Annotated in this window: 11 protein-coding genes and 1 pseudogene; 9 read left to right on the top strand and 3 right to left on the bottom strand. The window is 71.2% G+C overall.

The genetic code is table 11. The annotated features are described in order from the left end of the window. Positions 1-36 precede the first annotated feature (36 nt). A complete protein-coding gene (locus ABZ463_RS06270) occupies positions 37-918 on the top strand; it encodes a helix-turn-helix transcriptional regulator (protein ID WP_352010736.1) in 882 nt (293 codons plus the stop codon). Here the strand turns inward: ABZ463_RS06270 and ABZ463_RS06265 are convergent, their stop codons facing one another. Next, positions 919-1,725, bottom strand: a complete 807-nt coding sequence (locus tag ABZ463_RS06265; protein ID WP_362773585.1) for an SAM-dependent methyltransferase — start codon at positions 1,723-1,725, stop codon at positions 919-921. 209 nt (positions 1,726-1,934) lie between these two features. Here ABZ463_RS06265 and ABZ463_RS06260 point away from each other — a divergent pair, with 209 nt between their 5' ends. The 7 genes and pseudogenes from ABZ463_RS06260 (at position 1,935) to ABZ463_RS06230 (ending at position 14,473) form a co-directional block, all read left to right on the top strand. Continuing rightward, positions 1,935-2,714, top strand: a complete 780-nt coding sequence (locus tag ABZ463_RS06260; protein ID WP_352010583.1) for an SGNH/GDSL hydrolase family protein — start codon at positions 1,935-1,937, stop codon at positions 2,712-2,714. Between the two features lie 300 nt (positions 2,715-3,014). Then, the gene (locus ABZ463_RS06255; RefSeq protein WP_362773580.1) at positions 3,015-9,038 is read left to right on the top strand and encodes an amino acid adenylation domain-containing protein; all 6,024 of its coding nucleotides are present in this window, start codon (positions 3,015-3,017) and stop codon (positions 9,036-9,038) included. Between the two features lie 72 nt (positions 9,039-9,110). Next, positions 9,111-9,290: pseudogene (locus ABZ463_RS06250) on the top strand (MbtH family protein); the annotation flags it as partial. Continuing rightward, positions 9,287-10,957 (top strand): condensation domain-containing protein, encoded by a 1,671-nt coding sequence (locus tag ABZ463_RS06245; RefSeq protein ID WP_362773577.1) that lies wholly within the window; start codon positions 9,287-9,289, stop codon positions 10,955-10,957. The pseudogene ABZ463_RS06250 and the gene ABZ463_RS06245, both read left to right, overlap by 4 nt. Before the next feature lie 255 nt (positions 10,958-11,212). Next, entirely contained in the window at positions 11,213-12,721 is a 1,509-nt protein-coding gene (locus ABZ463_RS06240; protein WP_362773574.1) for an MFS transporter, read from the top strand. A gap of 313 nt (positions 12,722-13,034) precedes the next feature. Continuing rightward, positions 13,035-14,168 carry an esterase-like activity of phytase family protein gene (locus ABZ463_RS06235; RefSeq protein ID WP_362773572.1) on the top strand — a complete coding sequence of 378 codons (1,134 nt, stop codon included), beginning with the start codon at positions 13,035-13,037 and terminating at the stop codon, positions 14,166-14,168. Positions 14,169-14,230: 62 nt separating this feature from the next. Continuing rightward, positions 14,231-14,473 carry a hypothetical protein gene (locus tag ABZ463_RS06230; RefSeq protein ID WP_352010588.1) on the top strand — a complete coding sequence of 81 codons (243 nt, stop codon included), beginning with the start codon at positions 14,231-14,233 and terminating at the stop codon, positions 14,471-14,473. A gap of 39 nt (positions 14,474-14,512) precedes the next feature. Here ABZ463_RS06230 and ABZ463_RS06225 read toward each other — a convergent pair whose 3' ends face one another. Beyond that, positions 14,513-16,021 carry a GMC family oxidoreductase N-terminal domain-containing protein gene (locus ABZ463_RS06225; RefSeq protein WP_352010589.1) on the bottom strand — a complete coding sequence of 503 codons (1,509 nt, stop codon included), beginning with the start codon at positions 16,019-16,021 and terminating at the stop codon, positions 14,513-14,515. Continuing rightward, positions 16,018-16,857, bottom strand: a complete 840-nt coding sequence (locus ABZ463_RS06220) for an SDR family NAD(P)-dependent oxidoreductase (RefSeq protein WP_362773567.1) — start codon at positions 16,855-16,857, stop codon at positions 16,018-16,020. The genes ABZ463_RS06225 and ABZ463_RS06220 overlap by 4 nt, the downstream gene beginning before the upstream one ends. 193 nt (positions 16,858-17,050) lie before the next feature. On the opposite strand from ABZ463_RS06220, the gene ABZ463_RS06215 reads away from it, so the two are divergent. Beyond that, positions 17,051-18,109: an ABC transporter permease gene (locus tag ABZ463_RS06215; protein ID WP_352010591.1), complete on the top strand. Its 1,059-nt coding sequence runs from the start codon at positions 17,051-17,053 to the stop codon at positions 18,107-18,109. Positions 18,110-18,248: the final 139 nt, after the last annotated feature.

Here is an 18,248-nt window from a genome sequence, read left to right as displayed (position 1 = left end):
CAAGCCATGGGCATACAGCATGCCGAAGACGGTGCGATGGGTGGTGTCCTCGCCTACTCGGGCGGGAGCAGTCCGACCATCCTGAGAATCCTCCTCGGCACGCAGCTGCGGAGGCTGCGCGTGGCCAGGGGCGTCTCCAGGGAGGACGCCGGGTACGCCATCCGCGCCTCCCATGCCAAGATCAGCCGTCTTGAGCTCGGGCGGGTCGGCTTCAAGGAGCGCGACGTCGCCGACCTGCTGACCCTGTACGGCGTGATCGACCCCGCAGACCGGGACCCGCTGCTCGCGCTGGCCAGGCAGGCCAACGCCCCCGGCTGGTGGCACAAGTACGGTGACCTGCTGCCCGGCTGGTTCCAGGTCTACGTGGGCCTGGAGGAGGCCGCCTCCGTCGTCAGGAGTTACGAGGTCCAGTTCGTCCCCGGACTCCTGCAGAGCGCCGACTACGCCCGCGCGGTCATCATGCTCGTCCACGGCACCGCCTGTGCCGAGGAGATCGACCGCCGGGTCTCCCTCAGGCTGGCCAGGCAGGAACGGCTCAGCAGGCCGAACGCGCCCATCCTGTGGGCCGTGGTCGACGAGGCCGTGCTGCGCCGTCCCATCGGGGGGCCGCAGGTCATGGCCGCCCAGCTCGACCACCTGCTCCGGGTCACCGAGCTGCCCAACGTCAGGCTGCAGATCATGCCCTTCCACCGGGGCGGGCACGCGGCGGCGGGCGGCCCGTTCTCCATCCTGCGCTTCCCCGACAAGGACCTCCCCGACGTGGTCTACATGGAGCAGCTCACCAGCGCGCTCTACGTGGAGAAGCGGGAGGAGACCGACCACTACACGCAGGTCATGGACAGCCTGTGCGTGCAGGCCTACTCGATCTCCGACAGCAGGCGCTTCCTCGGCGAGCTGCGCGAGCGGCTGCCGTACTGATCAGGCCGGTTCCGCGCCGCCCTTCCTGGCCACCCCGCCGAGTACGATCATGCTCGTCGGGCGGGACGGCATCCGGGGGTGCCACGTCGTCACGTCGACCAGGCCCGGTTCGACCAGGTCGAACCCGTCGAAGAACGGCAGGATCTCCTCGTGCCTCCTGAGGGCGACGGTGACCGGACCGCCGGCGAGCGCGGCGCGGGCCCGCGCGACGGCCTCCTGGTCGCCCTCCGCGCTCGGGTGGCTGACGGCCAGGAGGCTCCCCTCGGGGAGGCGCTCACGCAACGGTCCGAGGACGCGTTCCGGCGTCTCGCCGGGGAACAGCTGGAGCACCGAGAGCAGCAGCACGCCGACCGGTTCGCCGAAGTCGATGAGCCGCAGCAGGTCGGGGTGGTCCAGCACGGTCCCGGGGCTCCCGAGGTCGGCACGGATGGAGACCAGCAGGGCGTCGGTGGCCAGGAGCACGTCGTTGTGGACCGAGACGACGGGGTCGTTGTCCACGTAGACGACCCGCGCGTCCGGGTGGGTCTCACGGGCGACCTCGTGCACGTTCGGTGAGGTGGGGATGCCCGCGCCCAGGTCGAGGAACTGCCGGATTCCCGCCCGCGCCATGTACTCGACCGCCCGGCTGAGGAAGCTCCGGTTCGCCCTGGCCAGCACGGGATAGTCGGGCATCTGGGCGACGATCCTGTCGGCGTACTCGCGGTCCGCCGCGTAGTTGTTCTTGCCGCCCAGCACGTAGTCGTACACGCGCCCCATGTGGGGGGTGCCGGCGTCGATGCCGTCGGGCGGGGACTGGTCGCGGCTCACGCGGCGAGTGTAATCACCTCATCCTTAAACGATCTAGGGCGCCTCCGGGGTCTGACCTTCCTTACCGATCCGTGAGGAAGCAGTCGTTCCGCTTGTCAGGACTCGGGAAGCGGCCCACATTCTGAGCACCGGAACCGACGAATCCGCAGCTCAGGAGGCCTGGTTTGTTCGCCCCCCGTCTTTTTCCAGCTGTCGCCCTCTCTTTTTCCGTGGTCCTCGCACCCGCCCTCGCCCCAGGTGCGGCCACCGCCCGGACTCGGGCGCCGATCACCTCGATGGCCTCGCTCGGCGACTCCATCACCCGTGGCTTCAACGCCTGCGGCTTCTACCTCGACTGCCCCTCCCGATCCTGGTCGACGGGTTCGTCCTCGTCGGTGAACAGCCTCTACCTGAGGCTGAAGGAGGACAACCCCGACATCGTCGCGCACAACGACGCCAAGACGGGGGCCAAGGTCGCCGAACTGCCCGGCCAGGCCGAGAAGGCGGTCTCCCAGCAGGCCGGATACGTCACGATCCTGATCGGGGCCAACGACGTCTGCACCGCCTCCGAGGAGGACATGACCTCGGTCGCCGACTACGAGGCCGCCTTCCGTACGGCGCTGCGGACCCTGAGCGGCGGCCTGCCCGAGGCGGAGATCCTCGTCGCCAGCATTCCCGACGTCCGGCGGCTGTGGGAGGTCGCCAAGGACAAGACGGCCGCCCGTGTGGCCTGGGCCACCCTGCACATCTGCCAGTCGCTGCTCGAACGGCCCCGCTCGAACGACCCGGAGGACGTGGCCAGGCGTGAGCGGGTGCACGCCAGAGTCGTCGACTTCAACCTGGTCGCGGAGAAGGTCTGCGCCGAGTACCCCACCTGCCGCCACGACGCCGGAGCGGTCTTCGACCGGCGTTTCGAGCTGTCCGACATCAACGCCTGGGACTACTTCCACCCCAACGCCGGCGGCCAGCGCCTGCTCGCCGAGCTGGTCCACGCGGCGGACGATCGGTGAGCCGGTGGGCCGGCCACACACCGTGACCGGCCCGGCGATCCGACCGTTCCGCGCCGAGGCGAGGGCGTTCCCGGGGGAGTCATATTCCCCGGGGGCGCCCTCGTCGCTGTCAAAAGGCGTTCTTACTTGAAAGTGTCTTTAAAGTTGGCGCCGATTCGTCAATGCGGCACACCAGCGTCGAGAGAGAAAGCCCTGCAAAAAGGGGGCTTGTAACGCTCCAGCAACGCGTGGTTCACTGTCGCCGTCTCGGCAATTGTAAGTAAACTTTCCAGTAAGTGCGTCATAGTTGGGTGGTAAGCCATGGAACAGATCCAGCCGCTCTCCTACGGGCAGGAACGGCTCTGGTTCCTTCACCGCTTCGACCCCCGCGACCACTCCTACAACACCTGCCACGCCTACCGGCTACAGGGCGAACTCGACGTCCCCGCCCTCGAAGCCGCCTTCGCGGCGGTCGTGCGCAGGCACGAGACCCTGCGCACCCGCTTCGACGAGATCGACGGCAGGCCCGCCGCCGTGGTCCTGCCCGCCGGGACCGTGACGATCGACCGGTTCGAGGCCGGCTCGGAGGAGGAGGCCAGGCGGATCGTCGCCGAACGGGCCAACGCCCCCTTCGACCTGTCCGCGGCGCCGCCGGTGCGGGCCTCGCTCGTCCGCCTCGGCGCGCGGGACCACGTCCTGGCCGTGACACTGCACCACATCATCGCCGACGGCGCCTCGGTCATCGTGCTGCGCGACGAACTGGCCCACCACTACGCGGGCCGCGACCCCCTGCCGCCGCTGGCCCTGCAGTACGGCGAGCACGTCCGTGAACAGCGCGCCAGACAGGACGAGGCCGACGTGACCGAGTGGGCCGCGCGCCTGTCGGGCGTCCCCGCGCTCGACCTCCCCACCGACAGGAAGCGCCCCCCGCAACGCAGCGGCGACGGCGCCGAACTGGTCTTCGGCCTGCCCCCGGAGCTGGTCGCGCGGGTCTCGGAGTTCGCCCGCGCCCGGCGGGCCACGCCGTTCATGGTGCTGCTGACCGCCTACCAGGTGCTCCTGTCACGGCACAGCGGCCAGACGGACTTCTGCGTCGGCACCCCCGTCGCGGGCCGCGACAGCACCGAGCTGGAACCGATGATCGGCTTCCTGTCCAGGATGCTCATGCTGCGGGCCGACCTGTCGGACGAGCCGTCCTTCGACGAGGCGCTCAGGCGCACCCGCAGGACCGTCATCCAGGCCATGGGCGCCTCCGACGTGCCGCTCGAACGGCTGCTCGGCGAACTCGGCCTCGAACGCGACGCCAGCAGGACCCCGCTGTTCCAGACGATCTTCGCCCTGCACACCCAGAGCGGCGAGGTGAGCGAGGGCCCGCTGCCCGGCCTGCGCGAGGAGTCCTTCCCGCCCGGCTGGGCCGCCGCCAGGACCGACCTGTCGCTCGACCTGTGGCCCCTGCCCGACGGAGGCCTGTCCGGCTCCCTCGTCTACAGCACCGACCTGTTCGACCGGGAGAGCGCGGAACGGCTCGCCGCCCGGCTGCCCGTCCTGCTCGCCGCCGCGCTCGACGCGCCGCACACGCCCGTCGGCACCCTGGACATCCTGCCCGACGGGGAACGCCGGTGGCTGCTGGACAGGGCGAACCCCGCGGAACGGCCGAGCGAGACGCTGGCCGACATGTTCCTCACCCAGGTGGCCGCCCGGCCCGACGCCGTCGCCGTCACCGCGGAGAACGGCCCCGGCCTCACCTACGCCGAACTCTGCGCGAGGGCGACCGCGCTGGCCGTACGGCTGCGCGAGGCAGGCGTCGGCAGGGGGTCGCTGGTCGCGGTCAGGGTGCGCAGGGGCCCCGGCACACTGGTCGCGCTGCTCGGTGTCACCCTGTCCGGCGCGGCCTACCTGCCCGTCGACCCCGCCTACCCGCAGGCGCGGGTGGACTACGTGACCGAGGACTCCGGCGCCGCGCTCGTCCTCACCGACGACGACCTTCTCGACCTGCCCCCGGCGGACCCGGCCGTCACCCTGCCCCGTCCCCACCTGGACGACACCGCCTACGTGCTCTACACCTCCGGCTCGACCGGCCGTCCGAAGGGCGTGGCCGTACCGCACTCCGCGCTGGCCAACACGCTGCTGGCCATCGGCTCCCTGGTCGGAGCCCGTCCCGAGCACGCCTGGCTCGCCCTCACCTCGATCGCCTTCGACATCTCCGCCATCGAGCTGTACCTCCCGCTGGTCACCGGGGGCAGGGTCGTCGTCGCCGAGGACGCCAGGGACGGCACCGCGGTCGCCGAACTGGCCCGCAGGGCCGGGGTCACCCACGTCCAGGCGACGCCGTCCGGCTGGCGCGTCCTGCTGACGGGCGACCTGCCGAAGGTCACGGGCGTGACCGCCGGGGAGCCGATCCCGCCGCAACTGGCCAGGGAACTGCGGTCCAGGACGAACCGCCTGATCAACGGCTACGGCCCGACCGAGACGGCGATCTACTCCACCACGTGGGACATCCCCGTGGAACCGTACGAGATCGTGATCGGGCGGCCGATCGCCGGGAACACCGTGCACATCCTCGACCCCGCGGGCGGCCTGGCGCCGCTCGGCGTGCCGGGCGAGCTGTTCATCGGCGGCCTCGGCGTCGCCGACGGTTACCTCGGCAGGCCCGCCCTCACCGCCGAACGCTTCGTGCCCGACCCGTACGGCGGGCCGGGGGAGCGCCTCTACCGCACCGGGGACGTGGGCCGCTGGCTGCCGGACGGGACGATCGAGTTCCTCGGCAGGACCGACAACCAGGTCAAACTACGCGGTCACCGGATCGAGCTCGGCGAGGTCGAGGCCGTCCTGGAGACCCACCCCGCCGTACGGCAGGCCGTGGCCACGGTGCACGAGGAGACCCTGGTCGCCGTCGTCGTCGCACCCGATCTGCCGGGCACCGGCGCCCTGCGCGAGCACATGGCCGCCCAGCTTCCCGGCTACCTGGTGCCGCAGTCGTTCGTCGTCCTGGAAGAACTGCCGCTGACCCCCAACGGCAAGGTCGACCGCAAGGCGCTGCCGGCGATCCTGACCGGGGCCATGCGGGAGCTGACCACCGCGGACACGACGCCGCCGCGCACCCCGAACGAGCGCCTGGTCGCCGAGGTGTTCGCCGAGGTGCTGGGGCGCGAGACGGTCGGCGCGCACGACGACTTCTTCGCCCTCGGCGGCCACTCCCTGCTGGCCACCATGGTCACCGCCCGGCTGCCGGTGCGCGTCCCGGTGCGGGAGGTGTTCACCAGGCCGACGGTCGCGGCGCTCGCCGAACTGCTGGACACCGAGGACACCGGCCTCGGCGACGTGCCCGTCCCGCGCCCCGCGGGGATGACGCCGCCGCTGTCGCCCGGGCAGGAGCGGCTGTGGTTCCTCAACCGGTTCGACCCCGCGGGCAACGCCGCCTTCAACATCAACCTCGTCCTGCGGCTGACCGGTTCCCTCGACGTCGAGGCGCTCGGCAGGGCCTTCGACGGGGTCGTCGCCCGCCACGAGACCCTGCGCACCCGGTTCCCCGAGGTGGACGGCCAGCCGGTCGTGGTGATCGACCCGCCGAGGCCGGTGGAGATCGAACACCTCAAGGGGGACGCGACGACACTCGTCCCCGAGCGGGTGAACACCCCCTTCGACCTCACCGGGGAACCGGCCGTGCGGGTCACGCTCATCGAGCAGGGCCCCGACGACCACGTCCTGTGCGTGGTCGCCCACCACATCCTCGGTGACGGCTGGTCACTGAACATCCTGCGCGACGAACTGGCCGTGCTGTACTCGGGAGGCTCGCTGCCCCCGGTGCCGCTGCAGTTCGGCGACCTGGTCGTGTGGCAGCGCGGACGGGACTCCTCGAAGCTGTTCGACTACTGGAGCGCCCAGCTGGCCGACCCGACCCCGCTGGCCCTGCCGACCGACCGGCCGCACGCGGTCGGCGGCACCCGGCACGGCGCCGTCGTGGGCTTCAGGCTCGACCCGGCGGAGGCGGACGCGCTCGTCGCGATGGGCCGCCGCAGGGGCGCGACGCTGTTCATGACCCTGCTGGCCGCCTACCAGGTCCTGCTGTCCCGGCACAGCGGCCAGGACGACATCCTGGTCGGCACCTCGAACGCGGGCAGGGACACCGTCGAGCTGGAGTCGGTCATCGGCTACATCACCGACGTCCCGGTGCTGCGCGGCGACCTGTCGGGCGACCCGACGTTCACCGAGTTCCTCGCCGCGACCCGCGCGACCGTGCTCGACGCCTTCGCCAACCAGGGGCTGCCGTTCGAGGAACTGGTCGGCTCACTCCAGATCGAACGCGACCTGACCCGCACCCCCGTCTTCCAGACGATGGCGGTCCTGCACACGGAGAACTCCGGGCGGGTGCCCAAGCCCTTCCCCGGGCTGTCGGCGGGCCAGTTCTCCGGGGGCCGCGCGCAGGCCAAGTTCGACCTGATGCTTGAGGCCTGGCACGACGCCGGGGACCTGTACGTCGAGCTTGAGTACGACACGACGCTGTTCGAACGGGCGACCGCCGAGGCGTACGCCACCCGCCTGGAGACCCTGCTGCGCGGGATCATCGCCGACCCCGACCGGCGCCTGTCCGAGCTGCCCATGCTCACCGAGGCCGACGAGGCCTTCCTCGCCACCGCCTCGCGCGGACCGGCGCTGACCGCCCCGGTGCCGGTGCCCGAACTGCTCGCGCGGGCCGTGCGGGAGCGCGGGGACGCCCCGGCCTTCGGCTGCGCCGGACGGGTCGTCACCTACCACGAGCTGGACGAACTCGCGGAGAAGGCCGCCGCGGGCTTCGAGAGGGGACGGATCGCCGTCGTCCCGGTCGACCGCACCCCGGAGGGCGTCGCGGCGTTGCTCGGGGCCTGGCGTGCGGGCGCCGCCTACCTGCCGCTCGACCCGGCGCTGCCCGAGGAGCGGCGCGCCTTCGTCGAGAAGGAGATCGAGGGCGTCGCGGCCGAGGGGGTCGCCTACGTGATCTACACCTCGGGCTCCTCGGGGACGCCGAAGGGCGTGCTCGTCGAACACGACGGCCTGGCCGCCCGGGTCGCCTGGATGACGGGGGAGTACGGCCTCGGCCCCGACGACCGGGTCGTGCAGTTCGCGACCCTGAGCTTCGACACCCACGCCGAGGAGATCTACCCGGCGCTGGCGGCGGGGGCGCGCCTCGAACTGCTGCCCGAGGGCGCGGTGACCCTGCCCGACCTGCTCGCCACGCCGGAGGGGAGCAGGGTGACCGTGCTCGACCTGCCCACGGCGTACTGGCACCACCTGGTCGGCCAGATCGACGAGATCGCCTGGCCGCCCGCGCTGCGGCTGGTCATCCTGGGCGGGGAGGAGCTGAAGGCCGACGCGGTCGCCAGGTGGCGCGAACGCTTCGGCGACCGGGTGCGCCTGGTCAACACCTACGGCCCGACCGAGGCGACGATCATCGCGACCGCCGCCGAGATCGCCGGGCCGGGCACGCGCGTGGGGGAGGCGGGGGAGCGGCCCCCCATCGGGCGGCCCATCGGCGGCGTCCACGCCGCGATCCTCGCCGAGGACGGCTCGCTCGTGCCGCCCGGCGCCCCCGGTGAGCTGTGCCTTGGCGGCGCGGGCCTGGCCAGGGGCTACCTGCGGCGCCCCGGCCTGACCGCCGAGCGCTTCGTGCCCGACCCGTACGGCACGCCGGGTGAGCGCCTCTACCGCACCGGCGACCGCGCCCGCTGGCGTCCCGACGGGAACCTGGAGTTCCTCGGCCGGATCGACGACCAGATCAAGGTGCGCGGTTTCCGGGTCGAGCCGGGCGAGGTCGAGGCGCGCCTGCTGGCCCACCCCGCCGTACGGCAGGCCGTGGTCACCGCGGTGGAGGACACCCTCGTCGGCTACGTCGTGGTGGCTGAGGACGGAGGCGCGGACCCGGTGGCCGAGCTGCCCGGCTTCCTCGCCGGGAGCCTGCCGTCCTACCTGGTCCCCTCGGTGTGGGTGACGCTCGGCGAGCTGCCCCTGACCCGCAACGGGAAGGTGGACAGGAAGGCGCTGCCCGCGCCGTCCATCGACCGGCGCGCCCCCTCGGTGCCGCCGAGGACCGACGCCGAGCAACTGGTCGCCGAGGTCTTCTGCGAGGTGCTCGGCGCCGCGGAGGTCGGCGCGCTCGACGACTTCTTCGCCATCGGCGGTCACTCGCTCCTGGCCACCCGCGTCATCGCGCGGATCAGGGCCATCACCGACATCGACATCCCGATCCGGGCGATGTTCGAGAACAGCACGGTCGCCGGTCTGGCCGGTCTCGTCGAGGAACTGCTCCTGGCGGAGATCGCCGGGCTCTCCGACGAGGAGGTCGCCCGCCTCGCCCAAGGGGCCTCCTGACCGGCCGGGACCCCATCCACGGAAAGGCCGCCGCCCGGTCCGGCGGCGGCTTTTCCGCACAACCACAGCAAGGAGCATCCCCCCGTGACCTACCAAGTCGTGGTCAACCACGAGGAGCAGTACTCGATCTGGCCCGCCGAACGCCCCCTCCCCGGAGGCTGGCGGCCGGACGGGACCTCGGGCAGTAGACAGGAGTGCCTGGAGCACATCGAACAGGTGTGGACCGACCTGCGGCCGAAGAGCGCCCGATGAGCGCGGGCGGGCAGGTCGCCGAGGCCCTGCCCGGCAGCCCCGCCGGGCTCGTGGTCCGTTTCCAGGGCGGGCGCACGGCCAGCGGGCCGCCGACCTCCGGTCAGGCCAACATGATCCGCTGCGTGCTCACCGACCCGCCGGAACACATGAACTACGGTTTCGTGCTCACCGTCCCGCCGGGGAAGACGCTCGACGACGTGGTCGCGGCCGTGGTCCTGCTCATCTCCCGGCACGAGTCGCTGCGCACCACGTTCCGCGACGGCCTCCAGCACGTCGCGGGCGAGGGCGAACTGGTCATCGGGGTGCACGATTCACAGGGCTCCGCCGACCTCGCCGACGAGGTGGCCGCCAGGCTGCAGGCCGTACGGTTCGACCCGGAGGGGGAGCTTCCCGTGCGGGCGGCGGTGACCCTCTCCGACGGGGTGCCCGAGCGCGTCATCCTGGTGCTCACGCACACCACGGTGGACGCCGTGGGGCTGAGCCTGCTGCGGGTGGAGCTGAACCGCCTGCTGTTCGGGGAGACCCCGGAGCCCGTCACCGCCCCCCAGCCGCTCGACGTGGCGTGGACGGAGCGGAGCCCGGCGAGCCTCAAGCGGGCGCAGGCCGCCATCGAGTACTGGCGGACCAACCTGGAGCGGATTCCCCGCTCGACCTTCACCGCCTCCGTGGACGACGGCGACAACGACTGGCTGATGCCCAGGTTGCAGGTGCGTTCGACGGTGGCGGCCCGGGCGCTGGGACGGATCGGGGCCCGTACCGGCGTCAGCCGCTCGGCCGCCGTGCTCGCCGCCTACACCCTGCTCGCCGGGCTGCGGTCGGGACAGCGTACGGCCGTCGCCCTGGCGATCTCGGGCAACCGGTTCCGTCCCGAACTGCGGGACTACGTCGGCCCGCTCGCCCAGGACGCCCTGGTCCCGATCGACCTCGACGAGCCCACGTTCGACGGTGTGCTGCGGCGTACCAGGGCGGCGGCGCTGGCCGCCTACCAGAACAGCCGGTTCGACTCCGACGCGCTCATCCAGGTCATGGAGGAGGTGCAGCGGTCGAGGGGGGTCTTCTTCGCCAGGGACATCGTCTTCAACGACATGAGCGTCCACGGCCAGGGGCGCCGGGCGGGCCGTACCGAGGAGTACGAGCAGGACGTGCGCTCCCACTGGCTACCCGAGGCGACGATGCCGACCCGCGTCTCACTGTGGGTGCGCACCGTCGAGGGGGAGGTGGACTTCACCCTCTGGGCCGACCCGCGCTGCCTGCCGCGCGCGGACGCCGAGGCGTTCGGCGAGGGGATCGTACGGCTGCTCATCGAGGCGGCGGACCGGGACGTGCCGCTGTCCGAGGTGTCCGGGCTGACCGGGGTCGTTCCCCTGGAACGGGGGGAGGGGTGGACGACGATCGACGCGTGCTGGGTCCACCTGCCGGAGGTCGAGCGGCTCGTCCGCGACGCGGTCGGGGACCGTCCCTTCCACGTGACCGAGGACGGCGGGCGGCTGGTGTGTCATCTCGCCGGGCCCGTCTCGCCGGTCGAGGTCCACACCGCCTGCGTGGGGAGGCTGTCGGGACGGATGGCGGCGATGGCCCCCCACCACTACGTGGTCCACGACGGCGCGCCCGCCTCCCCGGACGGCTGGGCCGCCCTGCCGGTACTCGAAGAGGGGACGGGCCGGTGAGGCGCCGCTCCTGTGGAGGCCCCTGGTCCTCCTGGTGCTGGCCGGACCGCGACACACGCCGAAAGTCGTCCTGACGTGCGGTGACATGTCGTGATGTGAACTTCCGGCCGGTGCGGTGGCCGCGCGCCGCACCGGCCGGAAACCCCCTCGGAAGGGAGCGGGAAAGGGCGTCGATTAAGAACTCGCACGATGTGCGAGTTCTATAGTACGGTGTGCGAGAAAGGTCTCGAACACCGTACGAGTCATGGAGTAGTCATGTCGTCCCCCCACCCAAGACGGTGGTTGATCCTCGGTGTCCTCTGCCTGAGCCTGCTCGTGCTGGTCGTCGACAACGGCATCCTCAACCTCGCCATCCCCTCCCTCATGCGGGAGCTCGGCGCGACCCCGGCGGACATCCAGTGGATCATCAACGCCTACATGCTGGCCTTCGCCGGTGTGCTGCTCACGGTCGGCGCCCTGTCCGACCGCTACGGCAGGCGGCGCTTCCTGGTCATCGGCCTGGCGCTGTTCGGCGGGGCCTCGCTGATCGCGACGTTCGCCCAGAACCCCGCCCAGCTCATCGCCTGCCGGGCGCTGATGGGGTTCGGCGGATCGTTCCTCATGCCGAGCACCCTGTCCATCATCATGAACGTCTTCGACCAGTCCGAGCAGCGCAAGGCCATCGCGGCCTGGAGCTCGGTGCTCATGGCCGGCGGGATCGCCGGGCCCTCGCTCGGCGGCTTCCTGCTCGACCACTACTGGTGGGGCTCGGTCTTCCTGGTCAACGTCCCGATCAGCGTGATCGCGATCGCCGCGGCGCTGCTGCTCATGCCGGAGTCCCGCGGGCAGGCCAGGCCCATCGACCTCCTCGGGGCGGTGCTGTCGACCGCGGGCATGGTCGCCCTGGTCTGGATGATCATCTCGGTGCCCGAACGGGGCTGGACCTCGCCCGCCGTGCTGGCCTCCGGGCTGGCCGCCATCGTGCTGCTGACCGTCTTCTTCCTCTGGGAGCGGCGCAACCCGCACGCCATGCTGCCGCTCGGGCTCTGGCGTGAGCGCAACTTCAGCGGCGCCAGCTTCTCGATCGTGCTGCTGGCCTTCTCCGCGGGCGGCCTACTGCTGATGCTCACCCAGTACCTGCAGTTCGTCCTGGGGTACGGGGTCCTCCAAGCGAGCCTGGCGCTCATCCCCTACATGATCGCGGCCATCGTCTTCAACGGCCTGGGCGCGACGCTGGGCAAGAAGCTGTCCAACCGCACCCTGGTGACGGCGGGCATGCTGGTGTTCGCGGCGGGCTTCGTGGTGCTCACCCGGCTGACGCCGGACAGCGGCTACGGCCTGTTCATCTGCGGCCTGATGGTGATGGGCGTCGGCGGCGGACTGGTCGGGCCCGCGGCCTACGCCTCACTGATGAGCGCGGTGCCGCCGGACCGGGCGGGCATCGGCTCGGCGCTCAACGACACCGTCCAGCAGACCGGTGGCGCGCTCAGCGTCGCCCTGCTCGGCAGCGTCCTGGCCGCGGCCTACTCCTCGGGCATGCCGGAGGGCGCGCCCGCTCCGGCCAAGGAGTCGATCGCCGTCGCGCTCTCCCTCGGCGACCCGTCGCTGGCGAGCGCGGCCAAGGCGGCCTTCGTCAACGCGATGTCCTCGGGCATGATCGTCGGCGCCGTCGGCTCGGTGGCCGCCGCGTTCATCGCCTGGGCCCTGTTGCGCCCGATCGCGACACCCGTCATGGAGGGGGCCGGGTCTCCGGCGGATTCCCGGGAACAGGTGGAGCAGGTCTGAGTCTCGCTCACCTTAGAAAAGGGCTGATAAATATACATTTATCGGCCCTTTTTTCTGTTCTTGAATTTTCTTCGTATTTGAGGGGGTTGTGGCCCTTGTTGGGTCGCTGACCAGGTGAATCACGGCCTCCGCCGTCGCCGGGAAAGTGATTCGACGCGTGTTCTGCCGGGTTCTCCGTGGCCTCCTCCGGCCAGCCGTACCCCCGGATTCCGATTTCCGTGGACAGTCGTCGCGTTTCGCGGTCTCATGTCTCCGCCAGTTCTGTATGAGGCATTTTCGGGATTCGGAGAAACGCATGAAGAATCGGCGAACAATGACGCGAGCCCTCCTCGCGGTCGCGATGATGGCCGGGCTGGGAACCGTCCAGGCGCAGCCCGCGGCGGCGGCGCCCGCCGACGGGATCCGCATCACCCACTTCCTCGGTGAGCGGGACCTGCCGCACAGGGCCCAGTTCCAGGGGACCGTCGTCGGTGGCCTGTCCGGCATCGACCGCGACCCGCTCACCGGAACGTGGTACTTCATCTCCGACGACCGGGCGCGCTACAACCCCGCCCGCTACTACACCGGAAAGATCGACATCAACCCGCTCACCCGGCGCTTCGAGGGCGTGAGCATCACCGGGGTCACCACCCTCCTGCGCCCCGACGGGACGCCCTACCCCGGCTACGGCCAGCCCGAGGCCGCCGACCCGGAGGCCATCCGCTTCGACCCGTGGAGCCGCAGGATCCTGTGGAGCAGCGAGGGGGACAGGCCGAGGGAGGGCACCACGGGCAACCCGGTCGTCCAGATGTCGCTGCGCTGGGTCGACCGGGGCGGCCACGACCGCGGCGGCCTGCCGATCCCCGGCAACCTCACGATGACGAACACCACCTCGGGCCCCCGCCACAACGCCGGGTTCGAGGGCCTGACCTTCACCCCCCACGGCATCGCGGCCATCGTCGAGGGACCCCGCTTCGAGGACGGCGACATCATGACGACCGAGCGCGGCGCGCTCTCCCGCATCACCGTGTGGGACAGGAACGGCAGGACCCGCGCGCAGTACGCCTACCCGATCGACCGGCTGCCCGCCGCCCCCGTCCCGGAGACCGGCAGGTACGACGGCGGCGTCTCGGAGATCCTGGCCGTCGACGACGACCGGCTGCTGTCCCTCGAACGGTTCTGGATCGAGGGCGTCGGCTACCGGGTCAAGCTGTACGAGATCGACCTGCGCGGCGCGACGAACGTGCTGGGCAGGGACAGCCTGACCGGCGGCGCGCCGTACCGGGCCGTCACCAAGCGCCTGGTCCACGACTTCAACGCCGGCGGGGCGACGGTGCAGAACCTGGAGAGCCTGGGCTGGGGGCCGCGCCTGGCCTCCGGCGAACGCGTCCTGGTCGTCGGCTCCGACGACAACTTCGACGAAAGTGAGATCACCCAGTTCCTGGCCTTCGCCGTCCGGGGCCACTGAGCGGTCGCCGGAGTTAGCCTGGTTGCGGGTGACATATCCCATACCGGGTCGAGGAGGTCGCGGTGGCGCGGGAGGACGAGAACACATGGGTTCCCGAGGCGGTCCGCAGGTCGGGTGACCACACGGACCAGAGCCACGAACACGTCGTCAAGGAGGTCAGGGACATCACCAGGGGCGGCAAGAAGGTGGTGTTCGAGATCAACCCCGGCGGAGGGGTCGACACGGCCCTGCGGCGCCTGTTCCCGGTGACCTACGACATCGACCTCGACCACGCCGAGGTCAGGGAGACCGGCGAGGACAAGTGACGCGTCCCGGCGGCGGGCGACCGCCGCCGGGACACTCCCTCAGGAGGTCATGAACTCCGCGGCCCGCTCCGCGATCATGATGGCCGGGGCGTTCGTGTTGCCCGTCGTCACCGCGGGCATGATCGAGGCGTCCGCGACCCGCAGCCCGGTGACGCCGTGGACCCGCAGCCTCGGATCGACCACCGCCGCCTCGTCCACCCCCATCTTGCAGGTGCCCGACTGGTGGTGGTAGGTGACCACGCTCTCCCTGATGTAGGCGTACAGCCCCTCGGTGGTGTCGGCCAGCGCCCCCGGGTAGAGCTCGTAGGCCCCCAGGTCCTCCCGCAGCGCGGGAGCCGCCGCGATCTCCTGGCACAGCCGTACGGCCGCCGCCAGCGCCTCGACGTCGGCGTGCGCGGAGAGCACGTTGGGGTCGATGAGCAGCGGGTCCGCCGGCGAGGGGCCGGAGAGCCGGATGTCGCCGTGACTGGCCGGGCGGACCAGACCGGCCATGAGCGAGACGCCGTCCGGCGGCCCCTCCATCCACCGCTCGTACAACGGCGCGTCGAAGTGCAGCGGCTGCAGGTCGGGCACCGCCAGATCGGGCCTGCTACGCCAGAACAGATGGCTCTGGGTGCGCGGCAGCCCGTGCGAGACGGGAAGCTGCCGCTCCATCCCGGCGATCACCGGGACCAGCCAGTGGTCCTGGAGGTTGCGCCCGACCCCGGGCAGGTCGGCCAGTACGGCGATGCCGTGCGCGCCCAGCTCCCCGGCGTCGCCGATGCCCGAACGCAGCAGGATCTCCGGCGAGCCGATGGCCCCGGCGCTCAGCACGACCTCGTGCCCGGCCAGACCCCGTTCGAGCACGCCGTCGCGCTCCCACTCGACGCCGACACAGCGCTCGCCCTCGAACAGCAGCCGGTGGACGTGCGCGCCGGAGACCAGGGTGAACCCGTCACGCCCGGCCAGCGGCCCGAGATAGGCGTCCGCGGTCGTCAGCCTGCGGTGGTCCTGGATGGTGAACTGCATGAAGGAGACGCCGTCCTGCGACGCCCCGTTGTAGTCGGGGTTGAACGGCAGCCCGGCCTGCTGGGCGGCCTCGACGATCGCCAGGTGGGCGGCCGAGGGCTCGTAGCCGGTCAGGATGTGCAGCGGGCCACGCGGCCGGCTCTGCGCCGAGTCGACGGCCTCGATCCTGGCGAAGACCGGCCGCACGTCCTCCCACGCCCACCCCGGGTTGCCCCTGGCGGCCCAGTCGTCGTAGTCGGCCGGGTTGCCCCGCACCCAGATCATGGCGTTCAGGTTGTGCGACCCGCCGACGGCCCTGCCGCGCGGCAGGTGCAGCCGGCGGCCGTGGGCGTGCCGCTGCGGGACCGTACGGTAACCCCAGTCGAGGGGGGAGTCCCACAGCTCGTGCATCCGCGTCGGGTCGTCGACCGCGGGGAAGCGTCCCTGCGGCCCGGCCTCGACGAGCAGCACGCTCGCCCCCGCGTCGGCGAGCCTGCGCGCGAGCACGGACCCGGCGGAACCGGCGCCGACCACGATCACGTCGGCCTGGAGTCGGGTCATGCGATCACCAGGCCGCCGTTGGGGCTGAGCGTCTGGCCGGTGAAGTAGCTCCCGCCCTCCCCGGCGAGGAAGGCCACCGTGTCGGCGATCTCCCTGGGCAGTCCGAACCGGCCGAGGGCGATGCGCTCCTCAAGGTCGGCGCGCATCCGCCCGCCGATGACCGACCCGAGCGGGGTCTCGATGTAGCCGGGCGCCACGCAGTTGACGCGGATGCCGTACGGCGCGACGTCGCGGGCCACGGCCCTGGTCAGGGCCTGGATGCCGCCCTTGGCCGCCGAGTAGTGCGGCAGGTGCTCGCAGCCGGTGAGGCCGCAGATCGAGGAGACGTTGACGACCACCCCGGAGCGCTGCCCGGTCATGACCCGCAGCGCGGCCCTGGTGCAGTAGAACGTGCCGTCGAGGTGTACGGCGATCATGTCCCGCCAGGCCTCGTCGGAGATGCTCACGGTGGCGTCGACCGTGGTGGCCGCGGTGCCGTCGGTCCGCAGCTCGTCGAGACGGGTGTCGAGCCTGGCGAAGGCGTCCTCGGCCTCCTGCCCGCCGCGTACCCCGGCGTTGTTGACCAGAATGTCCAGACGGCCGTGGGTGGCGGCCACCTCGGCGACCGCCGCGTCGACCGAGGCCGAGTCGGACACGTCGGCGACCAGCGCGTGGGACTTACGAAGCGTCCCCGCGGTCAGCTCCGCCGCCGACCTCACCCGGTCGAGCACGACCACGGTCGCCCCGTCCGCGTCGAGGCGCCTGCAGATCGCCTCACCGATGCCCGAGCCACCTCCGGTGACCAGGGCGACCCTGTCTTTCAAGGGGCCTTCCAAGGGGTTCACGAGTGTGCTCACCTCTATGTCCTTCTTGAGTCACGCCAGGCGCGATGACAGTCACGCTAACCACGGGTAAGCTCCGCGCACCTCGCCGGAGAGGGACAGGGTGAGCGAAAGACAAGGAGTGGTCACTCAGGGTCAAGTACGTTCACCTCCCTGTCCGGGAGCCTTAGCGGAAGTCCGGTACCACGACAAGAGACGGAGGGACGCCGTGAGTGTCGACGATGTCGGAACTAAGGGGACGCCCGCGCTGGACGCCCCGGATGTTCCGGGGGAGCGTCCTGGCGGTGGACTTGCCGCCCTGGCGCGCCGCGTTCCCGCGATGGAGTCCATGAGCGTGCTGGTCGCGACGATCGCGCTGGTCGTCGTCATCGGCATCCTGCACCCGGACTTCCTGTCGGCCGCGCAGCTGCTCGACACCCTGCAGGCGTCGGTCTACGTCGGCCTGCTCGCCGGAGGCATGGCCTTCCTGATCTCCATGCGGGAGATCGACCTCTCGGTCGGCTCGATGTTCGGCCTGTCACTCATCAGCATGGGCCTGCTGATCAACCAGGGGCTCTCCCCGTGGCTGGCGGGGCTGCTCGGCGTCGTGCTCGGCGGCGTCCTCGGCCTGGTGAACGCGCTCGTCGTGCAGTACATCGGCATCCCGACCATCGTGGCGACGCTGGCGACCCTGTCGGTCTACCGAGGACTGTCCCTGGCCCTGAGCGAGGGCCAGCAGGTGACCGGCATGCCGGTCGAGGACTCCTTCTTCACGATCCTGGGCGGCAAGATCTTCGGCGTCTACACGAGCGTGTGGGTGCTGATCATCTTCGCGATCGTGCTCACGGTCGTGCTGCGCTTCACCTCCTTCGGCTACCGGGTGCGCTCCATCGGCTCCAACCCCGACGCCGCCACCTTCTCCGGCATCTCGGCCAACCGGGTCAGGATGCAGGTCCTGGTGCTGGTCGGCCTGCTCGCGGGTGTGGCCGCCGCCCTCGGCCTGGCCTTCTTCACCTCCGGTGACCCCAACATCGGCACCGGGTTCGAGCTGCAGGCGATCGCGGCGGCCGTCATCGGCGGAACCCCGCTGCGCGGCGGTACGGCGACGGTGGTCGGCGCGATCTTCGGCGCGATCCTGCTGGCCGTGGTCGGCAGCGGCCTGCAGTACTTCAACATCCCGGTCAACTGGAGCTCCTTCGCCACCGGCGCGGTGATCCTGCTGGCCGTCTCGCTGGACAGCCTGCTGCGCAGGCGCCGCAGGCGCAAGGACGAGGCGCTCGGCCTGTAGGGCCCTTCGACCTGCGGGGACCCGCGGGGAACGGCCTGTGGGGACTGTTCCATCCACCTCTAACAAAACCCGGTGAGCCGAACTCGGCTATCCGGAGAAACCTGATTTATCCCATAAAAATAGAAATTAAGAGGAGCCA

The organism is Streptosporangium sp. NPDC020145, from assembly GCF_040631275.1.
Lineage (GTDB): Bacteria > Actinomycetota > Actinomycetes > Streptosporangiales > Streptosporangiaceae > Streptosporangium.
The sequence above is the reverse complement of the archived record's forward strand: the minus strand, read 5'-3'. Positions and strand labels throughout refer to the sequence as shown.